We start from the raw sequence: 17,093 nt of genomic DNA on the forward strand, positions 1-17,093 counted from the left end.
ATCATAAGCTATCGCTTAGGCAGTCGGCTTACATCATGCCGCCCATACCGCCCATGCCACCCATACCGCCCATGTCAGGCGCAGGCGCTTCTTCCTTAGGAAGTTCAGTTACCATGGCTTCGGTGGTGATCATCAGGCCAGCTACGGATGCAGCGAACTGCAGTGCGCTACGGGTTACCTTAGTTGGATCCAAGATGCCCATCTCAACCATGTCACCGTAGGTGTCGTTGCCAGCGTTGTAGCCGAAGTTGGCTTCGCCACCTTTAACGTTGTTCGCAACCACAGAGGCTTCTTCACCGGCGTTGTAAGCGATCTGGCGTAGAGGCGCTTCCATCGCACGCAGAGCCAGCTTAATGCCCACGTTCTGCTCTTCGTTGTCGCCAGTCAGCTCAGTCAGCTTAGAAGCAACGCGGATCAGAGCGGTACCACCGCCAGCAACCACGCCCTCTTCTACCGCAGCGCGAGTGGCGTGCAGCGCATCTTCTACGCGAGCTTTCTTCTCTTTCATTTCAACTTCGGTGGCGGCGCCAACCTTGATTACTGCAACACCGCCGGCCAGTTTCGCCATGCGCTCTTGCAGCTTCTCTTTGTCGTAATCAGAGGTAGATTCTTCGATTTGAGCTTTGATCTGACCCACGCGGCCTTGGATCTGCTCCTCTTCGCCAACACCGTCGATGATGGTGGTGTTGTCTTTGGTGATAACCACGCGCTTAGCACTGCCCAGATCTTCCAGAGTGGCTTTTTCCAGCTCCAGACCGATCTCTTCAGAGATAACGGTACCGCCAGTCAGGATAGCGATATCTTGCAGCATGGCTTTACGACGGTCTCCGAAACCCGGTGCTTTAACCGCAGCAACCTTAACGATGCCACGCATGTTGTTCACAACCAGAGTCGCCAGCGCTTCGCCTTCAACATCTTCGGCGATGATCAGCAGTGGCTTACCGGCTTTGGTCAACCCTTCTAGGATTGGCAACAGTTCACGGATGTTGGAGATCTTCTTATCAACCAGCAGGATGAAAGGAGAGTCCAGCTCAACATTGCCCGCTTCAGCGTTGTTGATGAAGTAAGGAGACAGGTAGCCGCGATCGAACTGCATGCCTTCTACAACGTCCAGCTCGTTTTCCAGAGCCTGACCTTCTTCAACGGTGATAACGCCTTCTTGGCCTACTTTCTCCATCGCAGTCGCGATGATCTCACCGATGGCGGTGTCAGAGTTGGCGGAGATGGTACCTACCTGAGCGATAGACTTAGAGTCCTTACACTCAACGGCTAGGGTTTTCAGCTCTTCAACGGCAGCAACAACAGCTTTGTCGATACCGCGCTTCAGATCCATTGGGTTCATGCCCGCGGCAACAGACTTCAGGCCTTCGTTTACGATGGCTTGAGCCAGTACGGTAGCAGTGGTGGTACCGTCACCGGCGACGTCATTGGCTTTAGAGGCAACCTCTTTCACCATCTGCGCGCCCATGTTTTCAAACTTGTCTTCCAGCTCAATCTCTTTGGCTACGGACACACCATCTTTAGTGATGGTTGGAGCGCCGAAGGACTTGTCCAGAACAACGTTACGTCCCTTAGGACCCAGAGTAACTTTTACAGCGTCGGCTAGGATGTTCACACCCGCCAGCATTTTTACGCGAGCGTCATTACCGAATTTAACGTCTTTAGCTGCCATTATTTGGTTTCCCTTTAAATCTAGATTTACAGAGTGAAATTATTCAACGATGGCGAGGATGTCGCCTTCAGACATGATCAGGACCTCTTCGCCGTCCACTTTCTCAGTCTTTACGCCGTAGCCTTCATTAAAGATAACGATGTCGCCAACTTTTACGTCCAGTGGCTGAACTTGACCGTTCTCCAAGATACGACCGTTACCTACGGCAACGATTTCGCCGCGGGTGGATTTTTCAGCAGCGCTGCCAGTCAGCACGATACCGCCAGCAGACTTGGACTCAACCTCGGTACGCTTAATGATTACGCGGTCGTGTAATGGACGAATCTTCATCTGTGATCTCTCCTAAAAGGTTCCATCTAAAAATCAGTGGTTAACAATTGTTTGCAGTAACTCTGCGTTATGCAAATCTATATGGGGAGAGAGGCAACAAAACACAAGGGGCAAACCAAAAAATTTTTTGCCGTTTGGGTTTTCAACAGCTTGGACAAAGCAAAGTTTGAATTGTGATCAACATACTTTGCCCTCGCCCTAGGGCAACTGCTAGTATGACCGCCGCAACGCCCCTCTCAGCGACCAAAGATGTGACCTCCTAGATGCTAGATAAACACGGCTTATTAACCGCCCCCATAGGCAAAGTGCTGCTGCGCATGAGTTTGCCGAACCTGCTTGGGGTGCTAAGCCTGCTGTTCTACCATCTCACCGATACCTATTTTATCAGCCAGTTGGGCACCGAACCTCTGGCCGCCATCAGCCTGACCTTTCCTGTCACTATGGTGATCTCCTCCATAGCCTTAGGCATGGGCTCGGGGATGAGTACCAACATGGGTCGTCTGCTGGGCCAAGGGGATCTGAATGAAGCCAAAAGCTTTTTGAGCCATGGTTTGTTGCTGGCCACCCTACTGGTGGTGGTCATCGCGGCCCTTGGAGCCCTTACCATTCATCCGCTGTTTACCCTACTTGGCGCAGAGCCCAATTTGCTGGGTTTAGTGGAAGACTACATGCTGATCTGGTATCTGGGCATCGGCCTGCTGGTGATCCCCATGGTGGGCAATCAGGCACTGCGCGCCACTGGCAACACCCACACCCCTGCCATCGTGACCGCCGTGGCAGCCATCGTGAATGCCATCTTAGACCCGCTACTTATCTTTGGCATCGGCCCCTTCCCAAGAATGGAGATGCAGGGCGCAGCCGTCGCCACGGTACTGTCGTGGATGATCACCTTTGTGGTGGCAATCTGGATGTTGGGCTTTCGCTATCAGTTGATAGCTCGCCCCTGCCAGAAGATGACCGAGCACTGGCAAAAATTGCTGCACATCGCCCGCCCTGCGGCCGTATCAAACCTGCTCAATCCCGTGGCCAATGGCATCATTATCGCCATGCTGGCTCGAGTAGACACCAAAGCGGTCGCCGCCTTTGGGGCTGGCACTCGAATCGAAGCCTTGATGCTGATCGCCATTACCGCCCTAACTGGGGCCCTAATGCCTTTTATCGCCCAAAATCTGGGCGCCAGTCAGTATCAGCGAGCCAAACTGGCGTTGAAGCGTTCCATCCAGTTCGTGTTTATCTGCCAATTTGTCATCTATCTGGTTGTCCTTCCCTTTGCCCAGTCCATCGCGGAGATATTCAGTGATGATGCGCTCGTTCAGCAGTATCTGGTGTGGTATCTGCAAATCGTGCCGCTGGCATACGGTGCACTGGGGTCCACCATCTTGTTTGTGCTGTCCCTAAACGCCTATCACCGTCCAGTAACGGCACTGCAGCTTAACGTGACCCGGTTGTTTGTACTGCTGATTCCCATGGTATTTGGCGGGTTGTGGTTGTGGGGTATCCAAGGGGCGTTTATGGGCATCGCTTGCGCCAATATGGTCATGGGGCTGTGCTGCTATCGATTGACCCAGCACATCTGTGAACCGTCCCACGATCATCCATAATATTTCTGCCTAGAAGTAGAAAAGCCAGCATAAAGCTGGCTTTTCCATCACATCTGTTCAAACGCTAACTCGAACCTAGGTGACTCTTTCAGTTGAACACAGCTTGAGCGTTCAAACAAGCTAACGATCGTCTTTCAGATTGCCTTTAATGTCCTCTTTACGCTCAAACTCCCCCTCAAGAGTCTCACCATCTTGCTTGTTTTCGAATGGAGAGCGTTGCTCAAATGGGTTTTGCTGAGAGTGAAATTCACCATGGAATTGGCCAAATCCGCCCTGTGAATGCATGGCACGAATCTGAAACTTACCCAATAACCAAGTGGCTATGGGCTTGCGAGTTGCCGGGGTTAAGATAATCAAGCCAAATAGGTCGGTGACAAAGCCCGGAGTAACCAGTAACACCCCCGCTACCGCCAACATCATGGCTTCCACAATCTGAGTGCCAGGAACCTGCCCCTGTGCCAGTTTGGATTGCACCTGAATTAGGGTGCTTAAGCCTTGGCTACGAACCAATGACGCACCAAGAGCTGCGGTCAGCAACACTAGGCCTATGGTAGGCAGGGTGCCCAAGGCGGTTCCAACCTGTACCAGCACCGAAATCTCGATGATGGGCATAACGGCAAACAGCAAAAACAGATAAAAAACCACATTGGCCTCACAAATTTCTATATTGTTGGAAACTGTTCTGGGGGTTCTCCGGTCTTTTTTCAAGTCGGGTTCATGCACTGTTACATTTATCGCAACACGTCAGCCCCCAATGCTTTAGAGTATGGCTTCATTTATGAACAACAGTACTCAATAGCTAAGCCCCATGCCACAGGCTTTGAGCCTCGGGTTTTGTTACTTGATTGGATGAAAAACATCACCATGCTAAAACGATTAATAACCACCCTAATGCTAGTGCTGATAAGCAGCAGTGTTTGGGCTGAGTTTTCCTTTTTAAAACAGGAGCCTCAGGTTCTTCCTGTGGATCAGGCCTACCTGTTTAACTTTGACCAGAAAGGCAATGCCCTGTCCCTAAACTGGCAGATGCCAGAAGCCGGATACTACCTTTATCAAGATCGTTTTAGCGTCAAGATCGAAGGCGACGCTGAGCTAGGTGAACTGCTCTACCCAGAAGGCACACCTCACTTTGATGACTTCTTTGGCGAGCAGCAAGTCTATTTTGATCAGGTATCGCTAACGCTCCCAATCAAGCAAGCCGCCAATAACACCGAGTTGACCATCACCTATCAGGGCTGCTTGGACAAGGTACTGTGCTACCCGCCAACTAAGCAGAAAGTTCTGCTAAGCGCGGTCGCTGCCAATGACGGCATTTTAGAACTCGACACGCCAGCTAAAGCGGCCGCTCCAGCAACAGAACAAGACTCCCTAGCCGCCCTGCTTGGCGAAGGTCACCTTGCCCTAGTGCTGTTGACCTTCTTTGGTCTGGGCATTCTGCTGGCATTCACCCCATGCGTGTTCCCAATGTACCCAATTCTAACGGGCATCATCGCTGGCCAAGGAGACAAGTTGTCTACCGGTCGTGCTTTCACACTGTCGATGGTCTACGTCCAAGGTATGGCCATCACCTACTCAGCATTGGGCCTAGTCGTTGCCTCTGCCGGCTTGAAATATCAGGCGGCGCTACAACACCCTGCCATTTTAATCGGCCTTTCGGTGCTGTTTGTGGTGCTGTCCCTGTCGATGTTTGGGGTCTATAACCTGCAGCTGCCAGAGAAATGGCAGAACAAACTCAACCAAGCTTCCAACAATCAGAAAGGTGGCTCTTTCGGTGGCGTGCTGGTGATGGGTCTACTGTCAGGTTTAGTGGCTTCCCCGTGTACCACTGCTCCGCTGTCTGGCGCCCTGATCTACGTGGCTCAAAGTGGCGATTTAGTTCTGGGCGGCCTAGCACTGTATGCCCTGTCTATGGGCATGGGTCTACCACTGCTGCTGCTGGGCACCTCTGGTGGAAAACTGCTGCCTCGAGCGGGCATGTGGATGGAAGTGATCAAGCACGTATTCGGCTTCCTGCTGATTGCCGTCGCCATCATGATGCTAACTCGCATCTGGACAGGCGTCGTCGCAGATCTGTTATGGGCTGTTTGGGGCATCGCCTTCATCGCCTATCTGTTCCATGAGAATCGCAAAACCACGTTCAGCGCCATGCAGTCTGTACGCTATGCACTTCTGGCCGTAGGTTTACTGGGCGCTGTGGGTTATGGCGCCCAAAGCTTCATCAAGCAAGAGCAAGTTCATGCTGGCCCAGAGTTCATTCGAGTCAAAAGCTTGGATGACATCAACGCGCAAGTAGCGAAAGCTCAGGCTCAAGGTAAGCCTGTGATGCTGGATCTCTATGCCGATTGGTGTATCGCCTGCAAAGAGTTTGAAGTGAAAACCTTTCCAAAAGATGAAGTGATGCAACGTCTCAACAAGATGGTGGTTCTGCAAGCAGACATGACCCCCAATGACGACATCGACATTGCCGTTCAAGAGCATTATGAAGTATTGGGTCTACCGACCATTCTCTTCTTCGATGCCCAAGGCAATGAGCTCAGTGGCCAGCGTGTCACCGGCTTTATGAATGCCGACAAGTTCGCTCGTCATCTGGATACCATCCTGGATTAGTCGACAGCCGATCTAATCAACTGAAAACGCCGCAGCTTACACAAGCTGCGGCGTTTTTTTGACTGTAATACTCGAAAACACTACACGCCGCCTAATGTCCACACCAACAGCTTAACCACCATAAAGCTGCCCACGAGCAGTACCCCAATCCATACCTTGGTGCGCTTTGCTGTCATCGGCACTCCCCCGTAATCTGAATGCTTCCCTGTTGACGCTGAGTTTGAGTAACAAAATAACCATCAAGGCACAGTTGGCGCAGCTCAAGTTGACGTTCCAGGCGAGTCAATAATGGATCGATGGTACTTTGCTCATCACTGCGATCATCGGATTGGTCTTCTTTGGGAGACTCATGGGCCGGTTGAGGTGAACGAGAACGACCTTTCTCTTTTCGCTCTCCTCGCCCTCGCTTCGATACTTTTGCGCCAGATTCGATTACATAGGCAAACTGCACCACGCCTTGCTCGCTCTTCTGATAAGAGAAATACTCTTGAGGTGGTTCCTTTGGCGCACTCTGACAACCAGATAAACACACAAGAGACAGTGCTAGGGCAGTTCTCATCTGACGCTTCCTCCTTCCTTGATGGTTAACATTTAAGACTCATCAAGACGGAGAAAGTGCAGTATCACAATGTAAATCTAAGAAAAGATGAAAAGATCTTGGTGAAATGCCTTAGCTTGAAACCTCAGGTTCCAGTATCAAAGACATCACATAATTGAGAGTACGGCGGCAATCCGGTGCACTAATCAGCTCTTGGGCATCCTGTTCAAGCAAAGGCAGGATTTCCAACCAGCGCTGCCCCACCCAACAGGCGTCATCAAGGTGAGGGTTGGCATAGAGTTCACCCAGCTCAGGACGCACCTCAAACAACTTCACCAGCGCCTCACTGAGCAGTTCGAATTGCCCAGGCATAGGCAACGCTGGCCAATTACTCTTAATGATCCCCTCTCCCATCCATACGCCATCGGCTGCCGCCCATGCTTTTGACACCTTAAATCGATGGACACCTTCGATGACTAGGCTTAAACAGCCATCATCTAACTGATGGAAATCAAGAATATTAATCAGACTGCCGAAGGGATAACAGGGGAGATCTTGTTGGTCGTCTCGCTGAACGCAGACGGCCAGAGGTAAACGTTCACGAAAATGTTCTGCCACCACACGGCTTTGACCCGGCGTTACCATGCGAAGCTCTTTGCGCCCCTCAGGTAATACCGGACTGTCTATTGGCAACAAGGCTACTGTCATTCGGTGCATACCACACTCCCAGCCACAGGGTTTTAGTCATGCCCCATCCCACTAAGGCATTCCACCAGTGTAGACCGTTAAACAGCAGCTTGTATTTCAACTAAGCGGTAATTACAGCATTTTTCGCTTCAATGCGTTTCCAGATACGATCATGAAAATAGAACGCAACGGTGTTAACTAGAGGTTCGATAACCGCCACGGCACCGCCCAAAGCGATGCTACCGGTCAGCATATACACCAAACCGAAAGCGATGGAAAAGTGCATGATTCCGAAAGTGATGGTTTTCAACATGGGATGTCTCCGTTAACTGTGAATATGGATTTAATGATAATAGTTATCATTTGCAAATCAAGTTAAAAACCGGCTTTTTTTTAATCTAATTTCTCGATTTCAATAACCGAATCACCTCGAACCAGTGCCGAAAACTCCATTGCCAATTGTTGCCCCATCTGCTGAATCTGATGCCAACGCTCAATGCGCTGGTCACTACTCAGTTTGCTAAAGTCATCTCGAGTGGGCAGCTTTGCTCCTGGCAGCGAACGGATGAATGCTTCAGTGGGCGCCAACATCACCACTTTATTCAGATTGGCTCCGCCACGACGGCTGCTCAGTGGTTTATCAAACCAACCTGGCACCACATAGGAATGAAAATGAGGGTAGAGCGTCAGCCCTCCTTGACGAAGAGAAGGGAGATCTAAGTGGTAGTCGGTCAAGCCGCCATCCATATACAGGCCGCTTTTGGCACCAGAGATATTCACCTCTCCAGGTGACAACAGAGGAATGCTACCGCTAGCCAACAGCACTTTGAGCAGGTTATCTGCGGTTAACTGAGCATGATGTGTATCCAGATCATCCAGAGGCAGAAATCCCTGCCCGCCAAATACCCAACGCTCCCAAAGGAGATTTAGGTTGGTTCTTGAAGCCAGATTCACCGCCGCAGTGGCCGCCAAACTCAACATCTGCTTGCCTTTCTGACCCAACATTACGCCTCGCCAGCGACAAGCAATGACATTCAAGCTCCGATTAGGCGCCTGTGCCAACTGATCCCACTGAGCATCCCCCAACATCGATTCCAAAATTCCCTGACATTGAGCCTGAACTTCACTAGGACTAGGCTTGGTTTCATATCGCTGTTCTATATAAGCAGTTAACAGACGCATGTGGGCCGCTTTTGGGTCTGGATGGGATAAGGCTGCGCAGCGCCACGCACCTGATGAGGTGCCCAGCAATTGTATTGGCTGCTCCTTGGGAATCCAGTCGACCAATATGGCTCTATCCAGCGCCGCCATCGGCAGCCACTTAGGCCCACCAGAGGCAGCAATAAACTTTTGAAACAGCTCCGGTTTCCATCCACTTTGTTGCAACTGCTGCCGAGCTTCATGGCCGGCAATAATCCGTAGAGCCTTCACGCTATCCCCAATATCGTTAGTCGGCAGCTTGCGCCAAACTTATGTTTATTTAACGAACAAAATATCAACGAATGTTAAAATTTGGAACATTATCACTTTTTTGACACTCAACACTCAATCCCCTTCCAAACAGGCAATCAAATATGACATTTATCATTAGTAACAGCGGCCTAACCAGATAGTTATCACGGTTTGCCGCCATAAAAATGAAACAAAGTCACGCAAGAGTTCACTTTTTTGCAACACGGTGGTAAAACTTAAGGCGTTAGCTTCAGAGGTCTGTTTTAAGACTTCTCGCCAAAAATGGACAAAAAACATGGCGAAGCTTTCGGTTACTCCAGCCTAGGAGCAACCCCAACAGACGTATTGAAGGAAGGAGTATCGATATGCACAAGCTCGCATCCGCCCTAGCGGCATCCACACTGCTAATTTCAGCAACCGCCAGCGCCACCAGTCTACAACTGCCAAAAGGCTACTACGCCACTAACGTAAATGGAGAATCGGTGTCGGTATTTGCTGACAACCTGACCCTAAATCAAGGCAAACAAGTTGTAACCTTAAGATATGCCAATCCTCACATAGTTGGCCCTCAGGAGTTTTACCAGGTAGTGGTATCCCAACCCATTTACTTGGTTTTCGATGGCAACGGTCAATCCAATTTTTCCTTAAAAGCAGACATTCCTACTAACATTCCCGAGGCCAAAGCCTACGCCAAGCAGCCTCAATTCACCCTAGAACAAGACGGTCAGCAGATCGCCTACCAAGCTTACATCGGCGATAACGCCATTGAGGCGCTGCTCGCTGAATAACTGAACTTGGTAAATACAACGGCACTTCGGTGCCGTTTTTTCTTGGTATACTGGCAAACCTCTTCATCTATTAGGGTTCGTCATGCTTGTCATCTCCAATCGCCTCACCATTCCCAGTAATGAATTGGAATTTCAGGCCATTCGAGCCTCAGGCCCCGGTGGCCAACACGTCAACAAAACCTCGACCGCCATCACCCTAATCTTCGATTATCGCCGCTCTCCAACCTTGCCCGACAGCTACAAGCAGGGGCTGGACAAAATGGCCAACGCCAATATCACTGCGGGAGGTAAGATCATTATCAAGGCCCAGCAACACCGCAGCCAAGAGATGAATCGTCAAGATGCCCTAAATCGTCTGCAAAGCTTGTTGCTTCAAGCCAATGTGCGCCCCAAAACTCGCCATGCCACCAAACCCACCCGCAGCAGTGTGCGAAAGCGCCTAGACACCAAGTCTAAGCACAGCAAAACCAAACAACTTCGCCGAACTCCTCCCAAAGACTGACCCACTGCACCCCTTGGTCATTTTTTGACAAGACTGGGGCAAACTCACGTGATTAGACCAGTAAAATGCTGCCATTTTCGTTGATGTCGTTATAATGACTGCCAACCACGATATTGGGCGTGAAATGGCCGGCTAAAATCGCAAACTGAGCATTTAGTCGAAGATGACCGCCATATCTCAGAGGATGGAGACAAAATGGCGAAAAAAAACCGCATCTTGCTAGTCAATGGCCCCAACCTAAATATGCTAGGAAAACGGGAGCCGGGTCATTACGGTCAGCGCACGCTGCCGCAAATTGTCTCAGAATTGACCCACGCGGCGGAACTTCTTGATATTGAATTGACTCATATCCAAAGTAATGCCGAAGCGGAGCTGATCGAAGCAATTCATCAAACCAGCGTCGATTTCATCATTATCAATCCCGCAGCCTTTACCCACACCAGTGTGGCACTGCGTGATGCCATTTTGTCGGTAGCGACCCCATTTATCGAAGTTCATCTTTCTAACGTCCACGCCCGTGAGCCGTTTCGACATCACTCCTACTTCTCCGATGTAGCAGTAGGCGTTATCTGCGGTTTGGGCGCGGATGGATACCAATTTGCACTGCAAAGTGCGGTTAACTATTTGAATCGTGCCAGCTAGTACGGCAAAACACAGAATAAGAGAGCCATTATGGATATTCGTAAAATTAAGAAACTGATTGAGCTAGTCCAAGAGTCCGGTATTGCTGAACTGGAGATCTCTGAGGGCGAAGAGTCCGTACGCATCAGCCGTACTGGCACAGCTCCAGTTGCGACCACCTATGCCGTTGCCGATGCAGCCCCAATGGTCGCCCCAGCTGCCGCACCAGCACCTGCAACCCAAGCCGCGGCTCCAGCTGCCGCACCTGTGGCTTCCGGTCATCAGGTTAAATCACCAATGGTAGGCACTTTCTATCGCTCTCCAAGCCCTGCGGCTAAGCCATTTGTTGAAGTGGGCGATACCGTCAGCGCTGGCGACACCCTGTGCATCATCGAAGCGATGAAGATGATGAATCAGATCGAAGCTGATAAGTCTGGCGTGGTTAAAGAGATTCTGGTCGACAACGGCGACTCCGTAGAGTTTGACGAGCCACTGTTCATCATCGAGTAAGGAAGCACCTATGTTGGACAAAGTGGTTATTGCGAACCGAGGCGAGATCGCCCTTCGCATCCTACGCGCTTGCCGAGAACTCGGTATTAAGACAGTGGCAGTTCACTCCACCGCCGATCGCGATTTAAAGCACGTATTGCTGGCCGACGAAACCATCTGTATTGGTAAGGCCCCAGCAACCGAGAGCTACCTGAATATTCCTGCGATCATCTCTGCGGCAGAGGTGACTGACGCCATCGCCATCCACCCTGGGTATGGCTTCCTAGCGGAAAACGCAGATTTTGCTGAGCAGGTAGAGAAAAGCGGCTACATCTTCATTGGTCCAAAGCCTGACACTATCCGCATGATGGGTGACAAAGTGTCGGCCATTACCGCTATGAAGCAGGCTGGTGTACCTTGTGTACCTGGCTCTGACGGCCCTCTGGGCGACGATGAAAAGACCAACCTTCAGATCGCCAAGCGCATCGGTTACCCAGTGATCATCAAGGCTGCCGGCGGCGGCGGTGGTCGTGGTATGCGCGTGGTTCGCCAAGAGAGCGAGCTGCTGGAAGCCATCGCCATTACTCAAACCGAAGCGGGCAATTTCTTTGGCAACAGCATGGTTTACATGGAGAAATTCCTAGAAAACCCGCGCCACATCGAAGTTCAAGTTCTGGCTGACGGCCAAGGCGGTGCCATCCACCTAGCCGAGCGTGACTGCTCCATGCAGCGACGCCACCAAAAGGTTGTAGAAGAAGCGCCAGCCCCGGGCATCACCGAAGATATGCGTAAGTTCATTGGTGATCGCTGTGCCAAAGCCTGTATCGACATTGGCTATCGCGGTGCCGGTACCTTTGAATTCCTATATGAAAACGGTGAGTTCTACTTTATCGAGATGAACACCCGTATTCAGGTAGAGCACCCAGTGACCGAGATGGTAACCGGTGTGGACCTGATCAAAGAGCAGCTTCGCATCGCTGCCGGTCAGCCACTGTCTATCTCTCAGGAGCAGGTAACGGTTCGTGGCCACGCCATCGAGTGCCGAATCAACGCCGAGGACGCGGAAACCTTCCTGCCATCACCAGGTCTGATTGATCGCTTCCACCCACCAGGTGGCATGGGCATCCGCTGGGATTCCCACATCTATTCTGGCTACCGCGTACCGGCTCACTACGATTCCATGATCGGTAAGCTGATTACTTACGGTGAGAATCGCGACATCGCCATCGCTCGCATGAAAAACGCATTGCGCGAGCTTGTTGTAGAGGGCATCAAAACCAACGTGCCGCTGCAGCAGAAGATCATGGCCGATGAAAACTTCCAGCACGGTGGTACCAACATCCACTATCTGGAGAAGAAGCTGGGTCTGTAAGACGGGTTTCACAATACAAAAAACCGGAGCCTAGGCTCCGGTTTTTTATTGCTTCGCTAACGGTGAAAAATGATCAAACGGTGGTCTCGGTTTGCACCTGAGTTTGCACCTCGGTATCAATCTCATCTTCGGTGTGAGCCACGATGGTGGTGGCCACTAGGTCGCCGGATACGTTAACCACGGTGCGAGCCATATCGAGCACTCGATCAATCCCCGCAACCAGAGCAACCCCTTCCAGAGGCAGGCCAACGGTGGTCAATACCAGCGTCAACATCACTAGACCCGCGCCAGGAACACCCGCGGTACCAATGGAGGCCAATGTCGCGGTGGCAATAATGGTCAGGTACTGAACCCAAGTTAAATCGATGCCAAACAGCTGCGCCACAAACAGTGCACATACACCTTGGTAAAGAGCAGTACCATCCATGTTGATGGTGGTTCCCAAAGGCAATACGAAGCTGGAAATGCTCTTATTGACTCCCAGTCGTTTGGCGCACTTCATCGACGCAGGCAGCGTACCGGCAGAACTAGACATGGTGTAAGCCACTGCCATCGCTTCCGAGATATGGCGGAAGAAATGCAGCGGGTTCATGCGAGCGATGCCAACCAGCAACAGACTATAGAAGCCGAAGATGTGCAAAGCACAACCGATATACACCGCCATAATGACTTTAAGCAGTGGCAGCAATACATCCAGACCGAACTTACCGGCGACCCAAGCCATCAGGGCGAACACCCCGTAAGGAGCCAGTTTCATGACCATGTCGGTCAGCTTGTACATCGCTTCTGCTAAGGATTCAAACACCTTAACCGCTGGCGTACCACGCTCACCAATAAGCACCAGTGCCACCCCAAGGGCAACGGCGAACACGATCACTTGCAAAATTTTGCCCTGAGCCAACGCCGCAATCGGGTTGGTCGGAATCATGTTAACGATGGTCTGAGCGATGGTCGGCGTGTCTTTTGCCACCGTGGCGCTGACATTCATGGCATCGCCCATGTCCACTCCAGCACCCGGCTGGAACAGGTAACCCAGAGCCAAGCCAATGGTGATGGCAATGGACGTTGTACCAAGGTAAAACACAAAAGATTTCAGTCCGATGCGCCCCATTTTGGAGGTATCTTGCATCGAAGTAATACCAACAATCAGGGAGCAAAACACCAGAGGTACAATCAACATCTTGATGGTGTTGACGAACAGTGAACCCAGAGGCTTGAAGAAAACCGCGGATTCACCCATGCCGATGCCGGTCAAAATACCGATCAGCATTCCGGTGAGAATTTGTAGCCACAACGGCACGGCGTTCCATCGACGCCACGCTGCGGAGATAGGGTTGGAAGCAGAGGACATAGTTTACCTGTCTAGATGTACAAAGGGATGGTCCCACTCTGCCTACCTAACCGCAGACGCCACTGCTCAATACCAAATAGGAAGGTCTGATTCGACTTCCTCAGTACAGAAGACAGAGCTCATCGCTGCGAGTTGGCGCGAAAATTCCCTTTGCCTCTAGCTACATTAGGTAGGTGAGACGCTTGTTGTTGTCCTTGCTTAAAAATAAGCAGAGTGTGATCTACCAGACAGTCTACCAACAAAACCACGTTCAAACACCGCCGCAGCGGCGTAAACGTGATCAATGCAATACAGTATTTGTACTCATCAATCACCCATTTTGAATGCAATTTCGCCATTGACGCTTTTGGATATCTCTCTGCGAAACCAACCAGCAATAGTGACTTAATCCAAATTGAATGCAAATGCAGTTCAAATCACTGCCTTACTATCTCAAGACTTGACAAACTAATGACACTGTCAACAAAATGCCCTGATTTCTGACAAATTAGAACAATACTTAACCTAGCCCCGATTCGATGCCGCCAATTGCCGCTAACACCAATGACCTTTTTGCGGTCATAGCACAGATCACCGATCCTGAACGCGACCTCAAAGCCGCGCTTGGGCACCTGCATCTGTGGTTAGCCGACACCCTTGGCAAGATCGAGCTGGTGATCACCAATGGTGACCAAGACCGTGTGGTCTACAACGCCTCCATCTACTCCGAGGCGCAGATTTTTGCCGCTGGTGGACTTCACCGCTATTTAAGTAAAGGCCAAAGCGGAATCAACTTCGGCCAAGCCCAGATGATGGAACGCATCGTCAATCGTCAGCTGGATCTTGACCACCCGACCCCAAACTCCTGGCTGGCTCTGCCTTGGGGCGGCGTGCGTCTGGATCGCGGTGCCATCATGGTATTTAGCGATCGCACCACCAAGTTCCCACCGGAGCAGTTCTCCCTAATGGAAACCGTTGCCGACGCATTGGAACAGGCCTTTAGCAGCCGCCACGCCCGCCAAGAACTGCTGAAACTCAAACAGCAGCAGCAACAGGTAAATCAGCAGCTTCAACAGCAGCAAAACCTGCTCAGCGTTCAGCACCAAATTGCCCTATTGAGCGGCAACCCACTGCCTCTCAATGAGTTGTGTCGTCAATTCCACGAGCAATTTAAAGCACTGCTGCCTTGTCACAACTTCTATGTGGCTCTGCTGAGTCAGGACGATAAGTGGATCGAGTTTCCCTACATCATCGATCAGTACCAGCCTCTGCTGACTAAGCGGCGGCAACTGGGAGATGGCATTACCGAATACCTGCTGCGAACCCAAAAGCCTCTGCTGCTAAACCAGCAACAACGTCAGGCGTTGGTAGACAACGGCGAAGCCACTCAAATGGGTCACCCAGCCAAATCGTGGATGGGAGCACCGCTGTTCAGTGACGACAACGTCATCGGGGCGGTAGTGATTCAGGATTACCAGCAAGAGCAGCGCTATTCAGAACAAGATCTCAAGATGCTCTCCTACTTGGCTCACCACATTGCCAATGTCTTGATCATCCGCCAAGCTCACAAAGCCCTGTCGGACAACCAGCAAGCGCTAGAAGGAGCGGTTAACGAGCGCACCTTAGCACTGCAACATGAGATTGCCGAACGTCGTCGCATCGAGAGCCAGCTGCGCCACGATAACCTGCACGATCATCTCACTGGTCTGCCAAACCGAGCGCTGCTGCTGCAGCGACTGGAACAACTATTTGCACGACAGAAGCGCGATCCCAGCTATCAATACGCGCTGCTGTATCTGGATCTCGACCGTTTCAAGATGGTCAACGACAGTCTGGGTCACCTCACCGGTGACAACCTGCTTACTCAGGTCTCGGCACGGCTAAAACGCTGCCTGCGTGGCACCGACACCGTAGCCCGCTTAGGTGGAGATGAGTTCGCCATCATTTTGGATAACGTCCACACCAACGACGATGCCAAAACCACCGCCAATCGCATCCATAAGATGTTGTCGCAGCCGTTTCTTATCAATAAAGAAGAGATCTACAGCGGCGCCAGTATCGGCATTGCCTACTGCGACGAAAACTATGAAAGTCCTCAGGCTATTCTTCGCGATGCCGACGTGGCCATGTATCAATCTAAAGCCCGAGGTGGCCAGCCGATTGTGTTCAGTGCCGCCATGCGTAAAGAGGCGCAGCGACGTCTGCGACTGGAAACCGAACTCACCCGAGCCATCGAACAGCAGCAGTTTGTGGTGCACTACCAGCCCGTTTGGCGTTTAGACAGCAAGCAGTTGGTGGGTTTCGAAGCCTTGGTTCGCTGGAATCACCCCGAGCGGGGCCTGCTGATGCCGGTGCAATTCATCGAAGTGATGGAGGAGACCAAGCAGATCTTGGAGCTGGATCGTTGGGTGATGCAGCACGCGTGTCGGCAATTTGCCCACTGGCAAAAGAAATACCCCAGAATGTCTGAGATCAGCATCAGCGTGAACTTAAGCTCTGAGTGGTTCTCCCGCCAGAACAGCTTAGACATCATCAACACCACGCTGAAGCAATCTGGTCTGCCTGCCAAATCTCTGCGACTGGAGATCACCGAACGCTCGCTGCTGGGTCAACATGAACAAGCCACCATCATCTTGCATCAGATTCGTCGCCTCGGCGTTCGACTGGCTATGGACGATTTTGGCACCGGCTACTCGTCGCTAAACTACCTACACCGCCTGCCACTGGACATCGTCAAGATCGATCGCAGCTTCACCAGCCAAATCCACGTAGAACAGCGCGCCAAAGATGTGGTTCAAGCCATTGTGCACCTAGCTTCTGCTTTGAATATGAAGGTCAACGCCGAAGGCATCGATAACATCCAACAAATTGAGATTCTACGTGAGATGGGGTGTGATTTCGGCCAAGGCTTCCAACTTGGCAAGCCGATGCCAAGTGAACGCGTACCTCAATTTGTCTCCGGTAAGACCGCCGCTGCCGACGCCGTTTAGTACTCGCGTCTACGTGCGCTACGCCGTCAAATAACCGCTTTTTCCTCCCACAAAACGCAAAAAGGCCGGCAAGATGCCGGCCGAAGAACGTAAAAGCTTGCCTCTCAAGAGAGA

At 51.4% G+C, this 17,093-nt stretch carries 16 protein-coding genes; 8 read left to right on the forward strand and 8 right to left on the reverse strand.

What is annotated here, in order from left to right; genetic code table 11:
- Positions 1-28: 28 nt before the first annotated feature.
- Positions 29-1,672: a chaperonin GroEL gene (gene groL / locus FCL42_RS13800; RefSeq protein WP_136864008.1), complete on the reverse strand. Its 1,644-nt coding sequence runs from the start codon at positions 1,670-1,672 to the stop codon at positions 29-31.
- A gap of 39 nt (positions 1,673-1,711) precedes the next feature.
- The gene (locus FCL42_RS13805) at positions 1,712-2,002 is read right to left on the reverse strand and encodes a co-chaperone GroES (protein ID WP_136864009.1); all 291 of its coding nucleotides are present in this window, start codon (positions 2,000-2,002) and stop codon (positions 1,712-1,714) included.
- Between the two features lie 263 nt (positions 2,003-2,265).
- On the opposite strand from FCL42_RS13805, the gene FCL42_RS13810 reads away from it, so the two are divergent.
- Positions 2,266-3,603 (forward strand): MATE family efflux transporter, encoded by a 1,338-nt coding sequence (locus FCL42_RS13810; protein WP_136864010.1) that lies wholly within the window; start codon positions 2,266-2,268, stop codon positions 3,601-3,603.
- Positions 3,604-3,723: 120 nt separating this feature from the next.
- Here the strand turns inward: FCL42_RS13810 and FCL42_RS13815 are convergent, their stop codons facing one another.
- Positions 3,724-4,248 (reverse strand): FxsA family protein, encoded by a 525-nt coding sequence (locus FCL42_RS13815; RefSeq protein ID WP_136864011.1) that lies wholly within the window; start codon positions 4,246-4,248, stop codon positions 3,724-3,726.
- Between the two features lie 204 nt (positions 4,249-4,452).
- On the opposite strand from FCL42_RS13815, the gene FCL42_RS13820 reads away from it, so the two are divergent.
- A complete protein-coding gene (locus tag FCL42_RS13820) occupies positions 4,453-6,210 on the forward strand; it encodes a protein-disulfide reductase DsbD (RefSeq protein WP_136864107.1) in 1,758 nt (585 codons plus the stop codon).
- Between the two features lie 172 nt (positions 6,211-6,382).
- Here FCL42_RS13820 and FCL42_RS13825 read toward each other — a convergent pair whose 3' ends face one another.
- From FCL42_RS13825 to FCL42_RS13840, 4 genes are all read right to left on the reverse strand, one after another.
- Positions 6,383-6,769, reverse strand: a complete 387-nt coding sequence (locus FCL42_RS13825; RefSeq protein WP_136864012.1) for a hypothetical protein — start codon at positions 6,767-6,769, stop codon at positions 6,383-6,385.
- Positions 6,770-6,880: 111 nt separating this feature from the next.
- Entirely contained in the window at positions 6,881-7,465 is a 585-nt protein-coding gene (locus tag FCL42_RS13830) for an LON peptidase substrate-binding domain-containing protein (RefSeq protein WP_136864013.1), read from the reverse strand.
- Positions 7,466-7,556: 91 nt separating this feature from the next.
- Positions 7,557-7,748, reverse strand: a complete 192-nt coding sequence (locus FCL42_RS13835; protein ID WP_136864014.1) for a DUF2061 domain-containing protein — start codon at positions 7,746-7,748, stop codon at positions 7,557-7,559.
- Between the two features lie 80 nt (positions 7,749-7,828).
- Complete coding sequence (locus FCL42_RS13840; RefSeq protein ID WP_136864015.1) at positions 7,829-8,866, reverse strand: alpha/beta hydrolase; 1,038 nt, start codon at positions 8,864-8,866, stop codon at positions 7,829-7,831.
- Between the two features lie 386 nt (positions 8,867-9,252).
- On the opposite strand from FCL42_RS13840, the gene FCL42_RS13845 reads away from it, so the two are divergent.
- From FCL42_RS13845 to accC, 5 genes are all read left to right on the forward strand, one after another.
- On the forward strand, positions 9,253-9,675 hold the full coding sequence (locus FCL42_RS13845) for a DUF2057 family protein (protein WP_136864016.1): 423 nt from the start codon (positions 9,253-9,255) through the stop codon (positions 9,673-9,675).
- Positions 9,676-9,757: 82 nt separating this feature from the next.
- Positions 9,758-10,177 (forward strand): alternative ribosome rescue aminoacyl-tRNA hydrolase ArfB, encoded by a 420-nt coding sequence (arfB, locus tag FCL42_RS13850; protein WP_136864017.1) that lies wholly within the window; start codon positions 9,758-9,760, stop codon positions 10,175-10,177.
- A 195-nt stretch (positions 10,178-10,372) separates the two neighbouring features.
- Complete coding sequence (gene aroQ, locus FCL42_RS13855) at positions 10,373-10,819, forward strand: type II 3-dehydroquinate dehydratase (RefSeq protein WP_136864018.1); 447 nt, start codon at positions 10,373-10,375, stop codon at positions 10,817-10,819.
- A gap of 30 nt (positions 10,820-10,849) precedes the next feature.
- Positions 10,850-11,308, forward strand: a complete 459-nt coding sequence (accB, locus tag FCL42_RS13860) for an acetyl-CoA carboxylase biotin carboxyl carrier protein (RefSeq protein WP_136864019.1) — start codon at positions 10,850-10,852, stop codon at positions 11,306-11,308.
- A gap of 10 nt (positions 11,309-11,318) precedes the next feature.
- A complete protein-coding gene (gene accC, locus FCL42_RS13865) occupies positions 11,319-12,659 on the forward strand; it encodes an acetyl-CoA carboxylase biotin carboxylase subunit (protein ID WP_136864020.1) in 1,341 nt (446 codons plus the stop codon).
- A gap of 73 nt (positions 12,660-12,732) precedes the next feature.
- Here accC and FCL42_RS13870 read toward each other — a convergent pair whose 3' ends face one another.
- Positions 12,733-14,010, reverse strand: coding sequence for a dicarboxylate/amino acid:cation symporter (locus tag FCL42_RS13870; protein ID WP_136864021.1), 1,278 nt, complete (start codon positions 14,008-14,010; stop codon positions 12,733-12,735).
- Positions 14,011-14,528: 518 nt separating this feature from the next.
- Here FCL42_RS13870 and FCL42_RS13875 point away from each other — a divergent pair.
- Positions 14,529-16,979, forward strand: coding sequence for a bifunctional diguanylate cyclase/phosphodiesterase (locus FCL42_RS13875; RefSeq protein ID WP_136864022.1), 2,451 nt, complete (start codon positions 14,529-14,531; stop codon positions 16,977-16,979).
- The last annotated feature ends 114 nt before the right edge of the window (positions 16,980-17,093 follow it).

Origin of the sequence: Ferrimonas aestuarii, from assembly GCF_005116665.1 — a bacterium.
Lineage (GTDB): Bacteria > Pseudomonadota > Gammaproteobacteria > Enterobacterales > Shewanellaceae > Ferrimonas > Ferrimonas aestuarii.